The organism is Thermodesulfovibrio sp. TK110, from assembly GCF_054658355.1.
The window spans coordinates 151,915-167,657 of sequence record NZ_BAAHNB010000001.1 but is presented as its reverse complement, the minus strand read 5'-3'; the positions used below and the strand labels follow the sequence as shown (position 1 = coordinate 167,657).

Here is a 15,743-nt window from a genome sequence, read left to right as displayed (position 1 = left end):
TTGAAATGAATATTAAAAGTAGCCCATTTCCCTAAGTCGCTTCATAACTTTTTCTTTATCCTGATCTCTTGACATCCTTTCGTGCCCTTCCCCGCTGTACAGTTTTGTACATGGTTCACAATCAATTGAACGATAACCCTTTTTATAAAGTTCGCAATATGGAATATTATATTTCTTTATATATGTCCAGATGTCAATCTCTTTGAAATGCAGTATCGGGTACACTCTCATATGAAAGGGATTATCTCGCTGAGCAAAAAATTTTTCATTTATTCTTGCCTCTTGTTCATCCCATCTGAGCCCAACCAAGAGTGCTTTCAGCTTATAATCAGCTATAGCTTTATTTATTGGAATAGTTTTAAGGAGATAGCAACATTCTACCTTGTTTTTTGCTATTTCAAGTGTTTTTAAAGCTTCTTTATTGCTCAGAGTTATTAATTCAAAACCCCACTCTTTATGTATTTTATGAATAAACTCAATAATTTCCTTAAATTCTACACCTGTATCAATTGTAAAAACCTTCCATGGAACTTTCCCATTAAATAAACTTTTAATAAGATGTAAAAGTGTTGTGGAATCTTTGCCTCCACTCCAGGCAACACCAACGTCATCGCCATACCTATCGTATACATTTTTGATGAGATTCTTACTATATGCTTCTTTTTCATGTAACTGCATACTTATCAATTTCTCGTCCATTAGTTTTTTTCCTCCTTCAGTTATTTTCTAATGGATAATTTATTATAAAAAATTATTGCCAATGATCCCCCTGTAGCTATTTCCGATAATAGCACGGATATCGCTCCTCCAACAATGCTAAATTTTGGAATTAGAAACAAGCCTGAAATGCACATGCATAAAACTCCTATAAATGTTGCTATATTATGAGCCCTTTGAAAACCCATTGCTAATATCGCCATTCCATATGTATATCTTAAGTAGGTTACTGGAACAACCAAAATGAGTATACTAAATCCGAGTGCACTTTGCGCGTATTGAATTCCGAAAAAAAGATTAATAATTTTATCCCCCCACAAAATTCCAACAATTCCAATAGAAATCCCTATACTCAATATAATTTTTTGTGAGGTTCTATGAATTTTTTTGAACTCCTCCCTATCCTTATGATATAAGTCAGAAAACACAGGGTAAAATGCCATTAGAATTATAGACCCTCCTATACTTATAGAGGTTACAATTTTATAAGGGGCTGAAAATAGACCTACTTCATATGTGTCAAAGAATATACTCAATAAAAATATTGGAAGATATTGATATAACAATATTAATCCAGCTGAAGTAGTAAAATAAACAGAATCCCTTAAATGATTAAACCATACCCTTAGATTAAAAATAGGTTTATATTTAATATGAATTTTTTTATAAATACAACAAAACAGTAATATACCACCCACACCGTACGATAATGACCATATTAATGCACTAAGTGGGATGTCTTTATTGTCCTTTATAAAAAATAAAAGCCCCAAAATGAAAAACAATGAAGTTACAAAAATCCCATATGCTGCAAGTTTGAATTTTTCAAGCCCCTTTAATATCCACTCAGGATAGAAAGCATAGGTGATAATATATAGGCCGCAACCAATAAATGTAAGTTTCTTTATAAGAGATATATTAATCAAACTAAGGGCAAATACATATAATAAAAAGATTATCATTCCTATTGTAATTCTTATAGTAAAAAGCGGGTTAATTATTTTTTCTGCATTTTTTTTGTCTTTTGCTATTTCTCTTATACCATACATATTTATTCCAAGGTCACTAAACAGCCAGAAATAAATAGCGACTGTTTGAGCGAGCGTAAAAAGACCAAAATTTGATACTCCAAGAGTTCTTGCGAGATAAATACTACTGAGAAAGAATATGCCTCTACTAATTCCTTCACCTACTATTGACCACCAAAGATTTAAAAGAGTACGTTGAGTGATATTTCTATAATGCTCCCTATCTTGAGAATGCTTTTGTATTTCAATTTGTAGAGCTTTAGGCATCTGTTTTTGCTCCTCGTAGTATTTTAACTCATACTCCTCTGGAGATAAATATCAGAGAGAATTCTGAAATTTTTCATTTTATCTCAGAGGCTTCGCCTTATATTTTATTACTTCCTTGTATAATATTAATTTTAGCTTGATTTCCATGTCTTTACAATCTTTTCTGCAGACCTGCCTACAACATATCCGCCTATTCCTATCTCAAGAAGTGTCCACATATCAGGTGGTATTGGCAAGGACTGTATGCCAAAAACTGGAGCAAATATATAGTTATGTGCAATTATATAGACGAATACAAGCATTGTGATAGGTCTCCAGTTCCTCTGTAACCAGCTATGTCCCTCTGCCTCTGATACAAGCACTTTTGCCTTTGCCTCAATCTCTTTTTCTATTAAAGAGTAATCCATTGTCATAAGCTTAAGCTGTAGCTCAGCTTTAATCTTCTCTCTCAAATCCTTATCAGCTACTGTCTGATCAACTATCCCAAGAACCTTCTCAATTATTGGTCCTACTATTGGTAAGACTCCTAAGATTCCCATCTTAAACCTCCTTTAAACGCACCCTTACTCTGAATCTATCAACAGTTATTAAGGCTTCAAATCCTGCTTTTCTCAAAGCTTCCACAGCAAATTTTGAAATACAACTGTCTACCAAGAATTTCATTACTCTAATATAAGAACCGGTTCTATCCGTTCATTAGCTACTGCCTTATGAGCATACATAAGACATGCTTGAATATCCTCTCTTTCCAGAAAAGGATATCTTTCTAAAATCTCTTCAACCGTTGAACCAGCAGCAAGCATACCAAGAACATGTTCAACTGCTATTCTCATTCCTCTAATAATAGGTTTACCACCAAAAATTGAAGGATTAAAAGTTATTCTTTTCAAAAGCTCCTCTTGTTTCATTTTTTACTCCTTTTAAATTCTTACTCATCCTCTACTTTAATTAACCTTATCCCAAACTGCTCTTCTAAATTATACCACAATCCATGAACTATACCAGAACCTCTGGCAATACATAGCTTTCTTGAAAGAACATCTTCTTTCCACATTGGATTTACTTGCTCTGAAATCCTTTGAGCTATTGCAATCAGCTTTTCAGACTCCTGAGCTGAAACTTCAAAATCTGCCATTATCTTTGCATGGGTTGTTTTCTTAATACTACCACACTGAACAATAATATCAAACATTAAAGCTACTGCTCTTTCTGTATTAAGCTCATACTTTTTACAAAGCTTTAATGCAGAATTGAATATAGCCTCTGCATGCCTTAGTTGGATAGCCTGAAACTCCTTAGTTCTCCCCAGTTCTCTAAACATTCCTTTCCATGGCTCATAAATATAATGCTTTACAGGATGTTGTATAGATTGAGCAAACTGAACTGCCTCATGGGTATTCTCATTTATCACTGTCTCTATTACATTTAAATAATCACCAAATATCTGCTCCATAACATCTCTGTAGTCATTTAACATATCTTTTAAAAGCCTTTGAAGTGAGCCCTGACCAAAATTCCACTGAAGTGCACCAAAGCTCATTCCCTGACCATCAAAGTTTCCGCTTATTGCTGAAAAGCACTCTAATGGTGGCTTTCCTGTCTCAAATGTTCCAGTTAGAGTGAGGCATCTGTAGTCAAGTGGATAAGATGAGATTTCGGAAGCTACCATTTTTTGAGTTTCAAAGAGAGACTTCCATGTTTCCTCACCAACAATGCCATCAACCTTAAGAGCTCGCTTAGCCTGAAAATTTTTTACAGCAGAAAGTGTAGCTCCTCCAAAGACTCCATCAATTCTTCCACTGTAAAATCCAAGCTCTCTAAGCCTTTCCTGTAGCCTTCTTACATCATCTCCAACACTACCAAGCCTAAGCATCTTTGTCCTGTCATGTTATGCTCTTACTACATTTGGATATGTCCTTGATTTGATAAGGTTTCTGGTATCTATGATTAGCTTTGAATTTTTTGCAATAAAATCAGGGTCATATGCACTATGGTCAGTAATTATTACAACACAATCATATGCAGATAGATTATCCTGTGTAAGCTCAACAGATTTCTTTTTAATTTTATACTTTCTTGTTTCAGGAAGTTCAGGTATATAAGGGTCATTATAGTCCACTAAAGCACCTTTTTTCTCTAACAAATCAATAAGCTTTAATGCTGGAGATTCTCTTGTGTCATCCACATCTTTTTTGTATGCCACTCCAACTACCAAAATTTTTGCTCCTTTTATTGAGATTCCTCTATCATTTAAAGCCTGAATTATCTTTTCTAAAACATAGTATGTTATATTAGTGTTAATCTCACCTGCAAGCTCAATAAACCGGGTATGAAAATCATACTCACGGGCTTTCCATGTGAGATAAAAAGGATCAATAGGAATGCAATGTCCACCAAGTCCTGGTCCTGGATAGAATGCCTGAAATCCAAAAGGCTTTGTTTTTGCAGCTTCAATAACTTCCCAGATATCTATTCCCATTCGGTCAAAAAGTATTTTTAATTCATTTACAAGTGCTATGTTTACAGCACGATATATGTTTTCAAGAAGTTTCGTTGCCTCAGCAACCTTTGTGCTTGATACAGGAACTGTTTTAACAACTACTTGCTCATAAAGAGTTTTTGCTACTTCAAGACATTGAGGGCTAAAACCTCCAACAACTTTTGGTAGTTTTGATGTGCTAAATTCTTTATTTCCAGGATCTTCTCTTTCTGGTGAATAGGCAAGATAAAAATCTATACCTGCTTTAAGCCCTGATTTTTCAAGAATTTTTCTTAGGTCTTCATCTGTTGTTCCAGGATATGTGGTTGACTCAAGAATTATGAGATGCCCTTTTCTCATGTATCTGGCAATGGTCTCACCTGTGTTGAAAACATATGTTAAATCAGGCTCTCTATATTTGTTTAATGGTGTAGGAACGCATATTATTATGCAGTCTGTCTCATAAAGCTTTGAAAAATCAGTTGTTGGATGAAATTTAGGAAGAATTTCAAAGATAAAAGAGCTATCAATGTGTTTTATGTAACTTTTCCCCTGAGAAAGAAGATTTACTTTCTTTTCATCAATGTCAAAGCCATAAACCTGAAAGCCTGCTTTGCAAAACTCTATCACAAGAGGTAAACCAACATAGCCAAGTCCAATTATGCCTACTTTAGCCTGTTTTGTTTTTATCTTATTGATAAGTTCCATAGATGTTTTCCTTCAAGATATAAGCCATCCTCCCCTGTAACACTACTTCAAGATCTCATAAGGAGTTTTTCTTCCTCTTAGTCCTCTGCCCACCATTCTAAGATTTTATGTTGAAGCTCTACTGAAGTGTACTTATCTTTTAAATCCTCTAAACCTCCTTCCCAGTCAAATTTAAAATCTCTATCCTTTTATTTTTTTCTTCTTTTTTTCAATTAGAAATTCTATAAAGTCTATTACCTCTTGTTCAAGTTCAGGTGGTAAATTTTTAATATATTCTTCAAGAGTTGACATAAATCTCCTCCCTGAATTTCTCCTCTTTTTTAGCACTCATTATACATATTATACCCAAGTTCTCCAATCCAAAATTAATAATTGCTTGAGCCATCCGCTTTTTTCTCATTACGAGCATCTCAACGGGTGCGATGAATATCCTCTGTTTATGCTGGTAATTGTAATCTTCCTATAACAGCTTCTTTTCCCATTCATAGGCTGTTTTTATAATATAGTGAAGGTCATCGTATCTGGGTTGCCATCCAAGAGAGCTTTTCAGTTTTGTGCTTTCTGCTACAAGTTCTGGAGGATCTCCATCCCTGCGTCCTGTTTCTATTACTCTGAAATCAATGCCTGTTACTTTCTTTGTAGCTTCAATAACTTCTCTTACAGAGTATCCATGCCCGTATCCACAGTTAAATATATCGCTTTTACCACCCTGTAAGAGATAATCAAGCACAAGTATATGAGCATCTGCAAGGTCATCTACATGGATGTAGTCTCTTATACATGTGCCATCTTTTGTAGGATAGTCAGTTCCATATATTTCAAGATAAGCTCTTTTACCAAATGCTGTTTTTACTGCAACAGTTATAAGATGTGTAGCATCTTTTCTTCTCTGTCCCAACCTGCCAGAACTATCAGCACCTGCTACATTGAAGTAACGAAGAGATACATATCTAAAATCATTTACTTGAGCCACTTCATGTAGCATCCTTTCTACCATTGCTTTTGAGTTTCCATAGGGGTTTATTGGATTAAGTGGTGCATTTTCATTTACAGGGCATTTTTCAGGTATACCATATACTGCTGCTGATGATGAAAATATAAAGTTTTTTACACCATTTTCAAGACATGCATCCACGAGATTAAGAGTATTGCAAAAGTTGTTTCTGTAATATTTCAAAGGTTCTTTCACTGATTCTGGCACTACTATATATGCTGCAAAGTGCATAACTGCATCTGGTTTAAATTCTTTGAATGTCTGATTCAGGGTTTGTCTGTCTGATAAATCTGCCACCACAACTTCTCCATAGAGCACTGCTTCACGATGTCCAAAGGAGAGGTTGTCATAGGTGAGAACACTGTATCCTCTTTCACCAAGCATTTTTACTACATGACTTCCAATATAACCTGCTCCACCTGTAACAAGAACTTTGATCTTAGAGTTCATCTCTCTCATAAATCTCTTTGCCAACTCTTTTTATGTGTTCCTTGATATTGTCTTCAAGTAGTTCATATTTTGTTAAATCTATCTTCTGGGGAATATCAAGCTCTTCTATCTCAGAAAGCAAAATTAAATATTCTGAAAATGTCATCTCTGGAGCTATTACTGTAACATCTATATCTGAACCTGCTGTAAAATTTCCTTTAGCCCTTGAGCCATATATAATTGCTTTTTTTATTTTTCTCTGTCGTGAAAAGATATCTCTTAATTTCTGCAAAGTTTGCTGTATCATGCCAAATTGTGTATCATTTGTAATATTTGTCATTTTTCTTCCTGTAATGTTAAGAATTTATTTCAATTATTCCATAACAGTTTACATCATAGCATCCTGATTTTATTAACGTTAGATTATCAGAATATGATACTTTTGTCAATCGCAGAATTATCACAAAAACAATTTATATGCTATTATAGAAAAATCAGGCGATTCAGGAGGAAATATGCCATTTCTGCTTATTGCCTTTATTTCATCCTTTCTTTTATGCCTGATTCTTATAAAAATTAAACATGAAAGCCATCTTGACAGTTCTGACGGAGTCCAGAAGTTTCATAGCTGGCAGGTTTCAAGAACAGGAGGATTTGCAATATTTTTATCTCTCATTTTTGTTTGTATTTCATTTTTCATTGCAGGGAAAGATTTTTCTCATAAATTTCTTTCTGTTATTCTTTCATGCATACCTGTTTTTATAGGAGGCTTTATAGAAGATCTAACAAAACGAGTAAGTGCAAAGATAAGGCTTGCCTTTGCATTTTTATCAGGCATATTAGCATGCTTCTTACTGGATGCAAATCTTTTGAGGATTGACATTCCATATTTTGATGATGCTCTCATGAAATCTCATATATTTTCTATTCTTTTTACAGCCTTTGCTTTAACAGGAGTTTCAAATGCAATAAACATAATAGATGGATTTAATGGTCTTGCATCAGGTGTAAGCATTCTTGTTTTTTTATCCTATGCCTATGTTTCTTTTCTTGCTGGTGACAGTTTTTTGCTTTATCTTAATCTATGCATTTTTGCCTCTTTGATGGGATTTTTTCTATGGAACTATCCCTTTGGCAAGATATTTTTAGGTGATGGTGGAGCATATACAATGGGTTTTCTTGCTGGATTAACAGGAGTTTTGCTTGTTAACAATCATTCACAGGTCTCTGCATGGTTTCCTTTTTTACTTCTTCTTTATCCAATATGGGAAACTGTTTTTTCAATATGGAGAAGAAAATTTGCACATTCATTAAGTCCTTTTAAACCAGACAGTGTTCATTTGCATACGCTTATATACAGAAGAGTTGTAAGACCAAAATTCAGAAAAATAACAATAAGGCTCAGGAATTCATTAACATCACCTTACTTATGGATAATGCAGACACTCTGCACAATTCCTGCTCTTTTATTTTGGAGAGATAAAATACTTCTTATTTTATCCTGCATTGCATTTGCAGTTTTTTATATTTGGCTTTACTTTAGAATTATAAAATTTAGAACGCCGAAGATTTTAAAGTTTTAATAATAGTTGAAAAAATAAGGCTTTTATGGTATAAAAAATTATGCCAATTCAATCAAAAAAAGGATTAACCCTTGTTGAGATTGCCATTGTTCTTGTAGTTCTGGGCTTGCTTGTTGGACTTGGCGCAAGCCTTATTGGACCTCTTACAAAGAGAGCAAAATTAACTGAAACAAGGGAGACAGTAAAGCAGGCAAAAGAAGCACTTCTTGGATTCGCAGTAAAAAACGGTTATCTTCCATCAGATCTTGACTCTGCAGGTGCAAGAAAACTTGATGCATGGGGAAGGGATTTACAGTATTTTCCTGCGAGTGAACTTCTTGGTTCTTCAAAATATGTTTGCGCTATAAATTCAACATCTTATGAAGTTAGAGAATGCACTGACACTCAATGCTCAACATACAATACAAAGTCAAATGTTGCTTTTATCGTGTATTCAAAGGGTGAAGACTCTGACGGAAGCTGTACAGGAACCAGTTCTCCTTTTTATGTAAGAGAGCAGGGAATGCCGTATGTTAGCCCTTGTACGTATAATCCCACAAATCCTCAGTATTACTATGATGATATTGTTGCCTATGTCTCTCTTGATGAGATAAGAGATCTTGTCGGATGTCCGAAATTCCGAATAACAACAGAGTCTTTACATTATGGTTATCAGGGATCTCGTTATGGTGCTCAAATAAGCGTTACAGGAGGGTTTCCAAATTATACATGGAATATAACAGGACTTCCTTCAGGACTTTCTTTATTAACTTCAGGAAGTTGCACCTATGACTCTATCAACTTGCCATGCAGTAATACCTCTCCATGTATATGCGGAATCCCTACAAGTTATGGAACATTTTCAATTACGATTAATGTAACAGACAGTAAAAATCAGACTGCATCAAAAACACTTTCGTTAACCATTTATCCTTCAGGAACAACTACAACAACCACAACCACGACAACCACAACTACAACAACCACAACTACTACAACTACAACGACAACTACTACAACTACTACATTGAGCTGTGCCTCTTGTGGAATGTATTCTAACCTTGGGCAGTGCAGAAGAGTATGTAAAACAGGAATTTGTTTGCCAGCATATTGCGGATCACTTCTCTGCTATCAGTGTGTTCAATAATTAAATTATTTCCATTTTATTTTTACGTAATTTTTCTCTGGAATAACAACCATGAAAGAGGGTGAGATAAGGTATGGTCCCTTTGCTCCTTCTGCCTTCCATTTCGGAAAATATGAAATCTTTATGATATGAGGTATTCCTATTCCTTCTGTATAAAAGACTATCTCTTTGTGGTCAAATTTGATGAGCATACATTTTATATTTTTAAGCTCTGCTTTTTCTAAAATTTTCTCAGTAAAAATTATAGGCTTCAATAACTCACTTTTTTTAAACCACTCAATGGATTTAATCAACCATTCTTCTTTTTTTTGAATTTCAAAATCAGAAATTGGCTCAACAAGTTTTACATCAGGAATTTGGTATATTTTAAATCTCCCAGTATAGCCAATAATTTGTAAAAAATTGTCTGCCTCATGTTTTACATCCTCTGTATATGCAATAAAATATCTTATTCCCATGAGTTTCATATGCTTAACTGCTCTTTTCATATTAAAGGATGGATACTGAAAACCAAAATCAGGAGATGTAGGAGTATTGGTTGTCTCTGCCTGAAGAATAAAATGGAATGGAGCTGATAGTGCTGATTCAATTAAAAGTCCTTCCATTGTTGGCTTTCCTGAAAAAAGTGGAATTAATTCAAGAACTCTTGGTGTGCCAAATCTTTCGTAATCAGGTGTATACTGCCACATTACTCTTCCATAAGGGAGAGATTTTAAAAAATCAAAAAGTTGCTTTAGTTCATTCCATGCCTGTTTTTTTTCAAAGCCTTCATAATTCCACTTTACCCATAAAGGAATGTATTTAAGCTGACTGTTTATAAATACAATTGAACCCACGGCAATCAATATGAGAACAACAAGAACTTTAACCCTTGAACCTTGAAATTTGAAGTTTGAATGACTGAAGAAGGAAGCTGATCCCAGAAAATATGCTGATAGCATTATACAACTCATTGTAAAAAATGGAAGAAATCTTGTATTCCATATCTTTGAATTATCAAGAAAAAGATAGATAAAAAAGCTAACAATCGCAATAAATAAAAAAAGCATAATATTTCTATCCCTCTTAAATAAGCCATAAACTGAGCCAGCCAGTGCAATAATTTGAAGTGGGATCAGATTTGAAGGAAAGATATCTGAAACCCTTATAAATTTTTTCCACATCATGGAAGAAGTATAATCAAAATAAAGAATGAAAGGTAATGACCACCAGGAAGTAAGAATAAATGCAAAGGCATAAACTTTCAATATATAGACTAAATTTTTTCTAAAGTCTAAAAAAAGAAAAAATGGCATAATCAAAATAGATACAATAACAGGTATGGGATGAGAAAGAACCATTAATGAAAGCAAAAAAGTGTTTGAAATTAAATATTTTTTTTCTTCCATGCCTTTTTTCATCAAAGCAATAAAAAGCCAGAAGATGGCAAAACTGAATGAATAGGAGAATTCTCCAGCAAGTGTGCTTGGAATATTTCCTCCGTATATATTGTATTGTTCAAGAAAGAGAAAAAAGAGACTCAGGATTGCTGCAGCTTCAGGCATTATTTTTTCTTTACCTATTATTTTTAAACAAAGGTAACTGCTTAAAGGCAAAATAAAGGTTCCTAATAATGTAGCAATTTTGAAGGCAATGTTTTCAGGGATTAAATAACTTAAAAGAACAGAAAGCACATAAAGAAGAGGAGGGTAGAAATAAAGAAATGGAAAGCCACAGTACCAGTCATTTGACCAGCCATGAATTGATGGAAATATTCTTTTAAGATGGTAAAAAACATAGTTGTGAGAGCCTGTGTCTCCTCCTGAAACTGTTGTATCAAGAAAAATTAAAGAAGGCTTGAAAATGTATAGAAGATAGAAATATATAAGGCAAAAAATAACAACAGATGAATTATGAATTATAAGCTTTTTTAATTTTTCTAACATCTATTAACATTTTAAGTAAAGCTTTCATGTTTATGGTTGACAGTCCTGCTGACAATTGCCTTACATCTACTTTACAGATTTTGTAGCCTTTTTTCAAGGCAAGGCAGAAAATCTCCAGATCAAAGGCAAATCCATCTATGGTTAAACTTTTAAATATTTCATCTGCTACATCTGCCTTAAAACCTTTAAGTCCGCACTGTGTGTCTTTGAGAGGAATTTTTAAATAGGTTCTTATAAAAAGATTAAAAATTTTGTGACCAAGAAGTCTTACAGGGTTTTGACAATAGGGATTCACTCTATGCCCAACGGCAATATCACATTCAGTTTTAAGTTTTTCAAAAACTTTTTTAATTCCTTCCACACCATAGGGAAGATCAGCATCTGTAAAGATTTTGTAAGAAGATTTTGCCATCAAAATTCCTTTTTTTACGCTGTATCCTTTACCCATGTTTTCAGAGTTTTTAATGTAGATTATCTGCTCTCTGTAATGTTCAATTGCTTTTTCAGTGTTATCAGTGCTTGCATCGTTTATGATTATAATTTCACAGCTGTTTCCAAAGGTATCAACTATTTTTTTTATAGTTTCCTTTAAAACATCTCCTTGATTGTAAACAGGAATTATGAGAGAAAACTCCATGTTTTCCATATCGTTATAGTATGACTTTGTAAAGCTTAAAGTTGTCAATCTGAAATTACTAAAAAAGTTTGCTTTGTTTTATAATATTAAAATGTTATTCAGAACGAAAAAAGATATACCACCAGGACTTATAACAGTTGTAAAAAAAGAAAAAGGTTCAAAAAAATCTATTTTTTTAATTGCATTATCAGCATTGATTGTTGCTATAGGTTTTGTTTTAGTTTTTCTTTATAATCAATTGATACCGGAATTGCAAAAAACTTCTAAACCAGCATCACAGATTGTTACCCCAGCCTCTTTACCTCAAAATCAACAAACACAGCCTATTTATGTTCAGAATGAAACTACACAGACAAAAACTGAGGAAATAAAGCCTTCTAAATACTCCGTTGCTGAAATATCTAAAAAAGTAACAAAATCTTCAGAAAAACAAAAGACTCTGGCACAGAAAAAACCATCAAAGCAGCCTTCAGCAGAAAAAACATCAAATAGGCTCACTGAAATTCCTCTTGAGCAGTTTAATACAGAAACAGTCAAAGCAGCAGATTATCTTTATAGGGCTCAGGATTATGAAGCAAGGGGAAATTACTCTGATGCAATCTCTGAATACAGGGAATATCTCAGAATTACAGGAAAGCAGGAGCCAAAAATTCTTGATAAAATTGCAACTCTCTATCTTTTGATTGGTGATTTAAAAGAAGCTTCCCATTATTCTCAGTTGAGCCTAAATCAAGCTCCTGATAATATCCCAATAATTATTAATTATGGTGTAATTCAGGCAAAAATTGGGAATCTCACAAAAGCTGAAGAATGTTTCAGAAAAGTTCTTTCTATGAATCCTGAAAACAAAACAGCACTTTATAATCTCGCCCTTTTAAAAGAAAAGAAAAAACAATACGAAGAGGCATTGAAACTATATGAGAAACTTTATCAGCTTGGTGACCCACAGGCAGCAGAGGCAATTCAGAGGGTAAGGTCTCAGAGATAGCTTACTGCCTCAGAAATGTAGTTTATAATCTCTGATATCTGAGTAGATGGTTCTGGATTAGATAGCTGACCGGCAATTCTGTTAATCCTTGCTGCCATGGTGCATGCCTTTTCTATTTCATATCCTGAATCAATTAAAGCAGAAACTATGCCTGTTAGAGTATCTCCTGTCCCACCAATTGGTTCAAGAGCTTCAATGCATGGTTCTGAGACAATCTCCATGATTTTACCATTTTTTACAATATAGTCTGCCCTGCCTTTAACGAGCAAGTATTTAGCTGCATTTTCATATTTATAGGCTCTCTCAATAAGTTCTTTCACTCTGCTTTCATCCTGAAGAAGAAAGCCTCTTGTATAAAATGGATGAGGTGCCTCTTCATCAGCTAAAAATGCAAGCTCTCCAGGGTCTGGTGTAAAAAGATCAAAGCAGCTTGCATTTCCACTCATCTTTGCAGCATACATAAAACCTGCATCAGCTATTAAAAAAGGGCGTTTATAAAGCTCTCCAACAGCAAGTAAAATTTTATTACACCAGTCAGCATCAGGCATTAAGTAGTGAAATGTAAGTGTATCAAAATCATGATTTTTAATGTCACTGACAAAAAATTCATATAGTCTTCTGCTTCCATAGCCTTTTCCTGTATCTCCTGCAAGATAAACGTATAGCTCAGATTTACCTGAGATTTCAAGAATTTTGCATGCTGATGCAATCAGGGCGGGTGTTCCTCTCTGTATGGAAATCTTTTTGCCCTTTACAATTAAAAAGTTGTCTTCCAGTTGAACATTTCCTGATGTAACAGGAAAATCCTCTTCTGGAACAGTGCCTATGACCGCAAGCATAATTCTTTTATTTTATCATATGCTAACTGAAGGGCATATCCGCAGAGAGTGTGTCCAAGCATTCTTGGTTCTGCTGATTCATTAATTTTTTTACCTACAAGGCAGGCTGCTAAATAGGGAACATCAGGGCATCCACCACCTGATACATTAACAATTGTAAGACTGCTTTTATGAACTGTTATTTTCATGTTTGCTGCTCTTACCATAATAAATCTGCCGTAGTCTTTAACATGAAAAAGGTCAACAGGTTTTAAGTTGCCATCATTGGAAGGCAAAAAATCAAGGGGTATAAGTCCCTGAGCTTCAAGAGTATTAAGAATTCCCATTGCTTCTACAACTGGAAACTCTATTGCAAGATCACATCCCTTTCTTACATGTGGAGGAGGTCCTACAACTTTTATGTCATATCCATGCTCTTTTAGAATCTTTTCTGCCCTTATGACTTCTGAGGTGTTTTCAAATATAAGGATTCCCCTGTCAGTAGAATCATGCTTTTGTTTGAATAATTTTTTAAATATTTTCATTACTCATCCTTTCAGTCCTTCTTGATTCTCACTCTGTAGCCTGTTTGCTCTTGAGCTGTCTCTATAATTTGCCATCCCATTGAAGTAGCAGCCCTGGATACATTCTCCTTTGATGTATCAGTGTCAACAAGAACCTCTATCTCACCTTTGCCAAGCTTTTTAATTGCCTCAAGTGTCAAAAGCACAGGCTCAGGACATGAAAGTCCTCTTGCATCAACAATTTCAGCCATTTTTTACCTCCTTCTCATTGTTAAACCAATTATTATGCAAACAGCAAGCCCTATTATTGTTGCTACAGCTCCATTTGGACCAATTCCTGAAGGACTGCTTGCCAATCCAAAGTTATGTGCTACTGCTGCACCAACAATCATACCAGATGCAAATATTGCAGCATCTGCATCTCCTTCACCGGACATGAAAAGCTGTCTGCCCGGGCATCCACCTGCAAGAGTAAAAGCAAGTCCAGCAAGTGTCATTCCAAGAAAGTTCCAGAGTTGCATTGTATGGGCAATTGGTTGCTTTTCAAAACCAGGATTAAATTGTCCGAGTATGAGATTTGTAATCAAAGCAGCGATAAAAAATGCAGCCACACCTGAAAATAAATGTCCCTGTTTGAAAAGTATAAGGTCTCTAAATGCTCCCATTGTGCAGAATCTGCTTCTCTGAGCAAGAACACCTATTAACATGGCAACTCCAAGAGATATAAACAAAGGAGCATGCTGGGAGCCAGGACCTTTTATGCTATAAAAAAGCAGCATTCCTCTGCCTTCACCCTGTGGCTGAGGATCAATCAGTAAAAGTAAAAGAAAACCAAACATCAAAAGAGGGAATGCAACTCCTGCTGCTTTTGATGAAGCTATTTGAGTTCTTCCCAGTGAATAACCAGCTTTAAGAAACCTTGTTCCAATCCAGATACCAAAAATTAGACCAAATAAGCCAAAAATAGCGTTTCCGTCTCCACCTGCAAGTCTGAGAATTGTTCTCCAGGGACAGCCAAGAAAAACAAGGGCACCTATCATTGCAAAAACACCAAGAATAAATCTTATAAAAGGTGCTGAACTTCCACGAGGTCTATATTCCCTGAAGACAAGAGCAGAAAGAAAAGCTCCAAGAACAAAGCCTATGATTTCAGGTCTCATGTACTGAACAACTGCTGCCCTGTGAAGCCCAAGAGCGCCTGCAATATCTCTTTCCATACAGGCAACACATATACCCATGTTTGGTGGATTTCCGAGATTTTGAAGCACAGGAGCAAGTGCACCAATAATTAAACCAACAAAAATAATGCCCAATCGTGTTGCAAAGAAATTCTTAAACTCCATCTACCTTCCTCCAGAATTTTTTGAATATTTTACTTTAGTTATACCGATATGTAAAATTGTTTTTGTCAATAAATCATAGAATTTTGATAGATTTTTTCAATGCAATTTTTGCTATTGAGGTTTTATCGTGTAATTTTTATAGACTTAATTTTCAGAAGAAATCTTTGCAATTTCAGC

Annotated in this window: 19 protein-coding genes; 3 read left to right on the top strand and 16 right to left on the bottom strand. The window is 34.7% G+C overall.

The window, feature by feature from the left end:
* Window positions 1-12 precede the first annotated feature (12 nt).
* From ACYQ3X_RS00920 to ACYQ3X_RS00875, 10 genes are all read right to left on the bottom strand, one after another.
* Window positions 13-699, bottom strand: a complete 687-nt coding sequence (locus ACYQ3X_RS00920) for a phosphoadenosine phosphosulfate reductase family protein (RefSeq protein WP_460179966.1) — start codon at window positions 697-699, stop codon at window positions 13-15.
* 20 nt (window positions 700-719) lie between these two features.
* Complete coding sequence (locus ACYQ3X_RS00915; RefSeq protein WP_460179965.1) at window positions 720-2,012, bottom strand: flippase; 1,293 nt, start codon at window positions 2,010-2,012, stop codon at window positions 720-722.
* Window positions 2,013-2,143: 131 nt separating this feature from the next.
* Window positions 2,144-2,551: a 3TM-type holin gene (locus ACYQ3X_RS00910; RefSeq protein ID WP_460179964.1), complete on the bottom strand. Its 408-nt coding sequence runs from the start codon at window positions 2,549-2,551 to the stop codon at window positions 2,144-2,146.
* 1 nt (window position 2,552) lies between these two features.
* On the bottom strand, window positions 2,553-2,675 hold the full coding sequence (locus ACYQ3X_RS00905; protein ID WP_460179963.1) for a hypothetical protein: 123 nt from the start codon (window positions 2,673-2,675) through the stop codon (window positions 2,553-2,555).
* Window positions 2,675-2,920 carry a DUF433 domain-containing protein gene (locus ACYQ3X_RS00900; protein WP_460179962.1) on the bottom strand — a complete coding sequence of 82 codons (246 nt, stop codon included), beginning with the start codon at window positions 2,918-2,920 and terminating at the stop codon, window positions 2,675-2,677. Before ACYQ3X_RS00900 ends, ACYQ3X_RS00905 begins: the two co-directional genes overlap by 1 nt.
* Before the next feature lie 20 nt (window positions 2,921-2,940).
* On the bottom strand, window positions 2,941-3,885 hold the full coding sequence (locus ACYQ3X_RS00895) for a peptidoglycan-binding domain-containing protein (RefSeq protein ID WP_460179961.1): 945 nt from the start codon (window positions 3,883-3,885) through the stop codon (window positions 2,941-2,943).
* Window positions 3,886-3,900: 15 nt separating this feature from the next.
* Window positions 3,901-5,199, bottom strand: coding sequence for a nucleotide sugar dehydrogenase (locus ACYQ3X_RS00890; RefSeq protein WP_460179960.1), 1,299 nt, complete (start codon window positions 5,197-5,199; stop codon window positions 3,901-3,903).
* Window positions 5,200-5,379: 180 nt separating this feature from the next.
* Entirely contained in the window at window positions 5,380-5,490 is a 111-nt protein-coding gene (locus ACYQ3X_RS00885; protein WP_460179959.1) for a DUF2281 domain-containing protein, read from the bottom strand.
* 169 nt (window positions 5,491-5,659) lie between these two features.
* Entirely contained in the window at window positions 5,660-6,643 is a 984-nt protein-coding gene (gene galE, locus ACYQ3X_RS00880) for a UDP-glucose 4-epimerase GalE (RefSeq protein WP_460179958.1), read from the bottom strand.
* Window positions 6,633-6,962 carry a nucleotidyltransferase domain-containing protein gene (locus ACYQ3X_RS00875; RefSeq protein WP_460179957.1) on the bottom strand — a complete coding sequence of 110 codons (330 nt, stop codon included), beginning with the start codon at window positions 6,960-6,962 and terminating at the stop codon, window positions 6,633-6,635. Before ACYQ3X_RS00875 ends, galE begins: the two co-directional genes overlap by 11 nt.
* 175 nt (window positions 6,963-7,137) lie before the next feature.
* On the opposite strand from ACYQ3X_RS00875, the gene ACYQ3X_RS00870 reads away from it, so the two are divergent.
* Both ACYQ3X_RS00870 and ACYQ3X_RS00865 read left to right on the top strand, forming a co-directional pair.
* On the top strand, window positions 7,138-8,205 hold the full coding sequence (locus tag ACYQ3X_RS00870; RefSeq protein WP_460179956.1) for an MraY family glycosyltransferase: 1,068 nt from the start codon (window positions 7,138-7,140) through the stop codon (window positions 8,203-8,205).
* Window positions 8,206-8,245: 40 nt separating this feature from the next.
* Entirely contained in the window at window positions 8,246-9,331 is a 1,086-nt protein-coding gene (locus ACYQ3X_RS00865; protein WP_460179955.1) for a type II secretion system protein, read from the top strand.
* A 5-nt stretch (window positions 9,332-9,336) separates the two neighbouring features.
* Here ACYQ3X_RS00865 and ACYQ3X_RS00860 read toward each other — a convergent pair whose 3' ends face one another.
* On the bottom strand, window positions 9,337-11,256 hold the full coding sequence (locus ACYQ3X_RS00860; RefSeq protein WP_460179954.1) for a 6-pyruvoyl-tetrahydropterin synthase-related protein: 1,920 nt from the start codon (window positions 11,254-11,256) through the stop codon (window positions 9,337-9,339).
* Window positions 11,222-11,941 (bottom strand): glycosyltransferase, encoded by a 720-nt coding sequence (locus ACYQ3X_RS00855; protein ID WP_460179953.1) that lies wholly within the window; start codon window positions 11,939-11,941, stop codon window positions 11,222-11,224. The genes ACYQ3X_RS00860 and ACYQ3X_RS00855 overlap by 35 nt, the downstream gene beginning before the upstream one ends.
* Before the next feature lie 43 nt (window positions 11,942-11,984).
* Here ACYQ3X_RS00855 and ACYQ3X_RS00850 point away from each other — a divergent pair, with 43 nt between their 5' ends.
* On the top strand, window positions 11,985-12,881 hold the full coding sequence (locus ACYQ3X_RS00850) for a tetratricopeptide repeat protein (protein ID WP_460179952.1): 897 nt from the start codon (window positions 11,985-11,987) through the stop codon (window positions 12,879-12,881).
* On the opposite strand, the gene ACYQ3X_RS00845 is transcribed toward ACYQ3X_RS00850, so the two are convergent.
* Genes ACYQ3X_RS00845 through yedE form a run of 4 tightly spaced genes read right to left on the bottom strand, consistent with a single transcriptional unit; the run spans window position 12,872 to window position 15,566 of the window.
* Window positions 12,872-13,720, bottom strand: a complete 849-nt coding sequence (locus ACYQ3X_RS00845; RefSeq protein ID WP_460179951.1) for an NAD(P)H-hydrate dehydratase — start codon at window positions 13,718-13,720, stop codon at window positions 12,872-12,874. The genes ACYQ3X_RS00850 and ACYQ3X_RS00845 overlap by 10 nt on opposite strands.
* Entirely contained in the window at window positions 13,705-14,244 is a 540-nt protein-coding gene (locus ACYQ3X_RS00840; protein ID WP_460179950.1) for a DUF3343 domain-containing protein, read from the bottom strand. The genes ACYQ3X_RS00845 and ACYQ3X_RS00840 overlap by 16 nt, the downstream gene beginning before the upstream one ends.
* Window positions 14,245-14,255: 11 nt before the next feature.
* Window positions 14,256-14,474 carry a sulfurtransferase TusA family protein gene (locus tag ACYQ3X_RS00835; protein WP_460179949.1) on the bottom strand — a complete coding sequence of 73 codons (219 nt, stop codon included), beginning with the start codon at window positions 14,472-14,474 and terminating at the stop codon, window positions 14,256-14,258.
* A gap of 3 nt (window positions 14,475-14,477) precedes the next feature.
* A complete protein-coding gene (gene yedE, locus ACYQ3X_RS00830) occupies window positions 14,478-15,566 on the bottom strand; it encodes a YedE family putative selenium transporter (protein ID WP_460179948.1) in 1,089 nt (362 codons plus the stop codon).
* Between the last annotated feature and the right edge of the window lie 177 nt (window positions 15,567-15,743).

Coding starts and splice junctions, on each gene's coding strand:
- ACYQ3X_RS00920 (WP_460179966.1), bottom strand. CDS start 699: ATGGACGAGAAATTGATAAGTATGCAGTTACATGAAAAAGAAGCATAT.
- galE (WP_460179958.1), bottom strand. CDS start 6,643: ATGAACTCTAAGATCAAAGTTCTTGTTACAGGTGGAGCAGGTTATATT.
- ACYQ3X_RS00865 (WP_460179955.1), top strand. CDS start 8,246: ATGCCAATTCAATCAAAAAAAGGATTAACCCTTGTTGAGATTGCCATT.
- ACYQ3X_RS00845 (WP_460179951.1), bottom strand. CDS start 13,720: ATGCTTGCGGTCATAGGCACTGTTCCAGAAGAGGATTTTCCTGTTACA.
- ACYQ3X_RS00870 (WP_460179956.1), top strand. CDS start 7,138: ATGCCATTTCTGCTTATTGCCTTTATTTCATCCTTTCTTTTATGCCTG.
- ACYQ3X_RS00875 (WP_460179957.1), bottom strand. CDS start 6,962: ATGACAAATATTACAAATGATACACAATTTGGCATGATACAGCAAACT.
- ACYQ3X_RS00850 (WP_460179952.1), top strand. CDS start 11,985: ATGTTATTCAGAACGAAAAAAGATATACCACCAGGACTTATAACAGTT.
- ACYQ3X_RS00890 (WP_460179960.1), bottom strand. CDS start 5,199: ATGGAACTTATCAATAAGATAAAAACAAAACAGGCTAAAGTAGGCATA.
- ACYQ3X_RS00860 (WP_460179954.1), bottom strand. CDS start 11,256: ATGTTAGAAAAATTAAAAAAGCTTATAATTCATAATTCATCTGTTGTT.
- ACYQ3X_RS00915 (WP_460179965.1), bottom strand. CDS start 2,012: ATGCCTAAAGCTCTACAAATTGAAATACAAAAGCATTCTCAAGATAGG.
- ACYQ3X_RS00895 (WP_460179961.1), bottom strand. CDS start 3,885: ATGCTTAGGCTTGGTAGTGTTGGAGATGATGTAAGAAGGCTACAGGAA.
- yedE (WP_460179948.1), bottom strand. CDS start 15,566: ATGGAGTTTAAGAATTTCTTTGCAACACGATTGGGCATTATTTTTGTT.
- ACYQ3X_RS00885 (WP_460179959.1), bottom strand. CDS start 5,490: ATGTCAACTCTTGAAGAATATATTAAAAATTTACCACCTGAACTTGAA.
- ACYQ3X_RS00910 (WP_460179964.1), bottom strand. CDS start 2,551: ATGGGAATCTTAGGAGTCTTACCAATAGTAGGACCAATAATTGAGAAG.
- ACYQ3X_RS00840 (WP_460179950.1), bottom strand. CDS start 14,244: ATGAAAATATTTAAAAAATTATTCAAACAAAAGCATGATTCTACTGAC.
- ACYQ3X_RS00905 (WP_460179963.1), bottom strand. CDS start 2,675: ATGAAATTCTTGGTAGACAGTTGTATTTCAAAATTTGCTGTGGAAGCT.
- ACYQ3X_RS00835 (WP_460179949.1), bottom strand. CDS start 14,474: ATGGCTGAAATTGTTGATGCAAGAGGACTTTCATGTCCTGAGCCTGTG.
- ACYQ3X_RS00900 (WP_460179962.1), bottom strand. CDS start 2,920: ATGAAACAAGAGGAGCTTTTGAAAAGAATAACTTTTAATCCTTCAATT.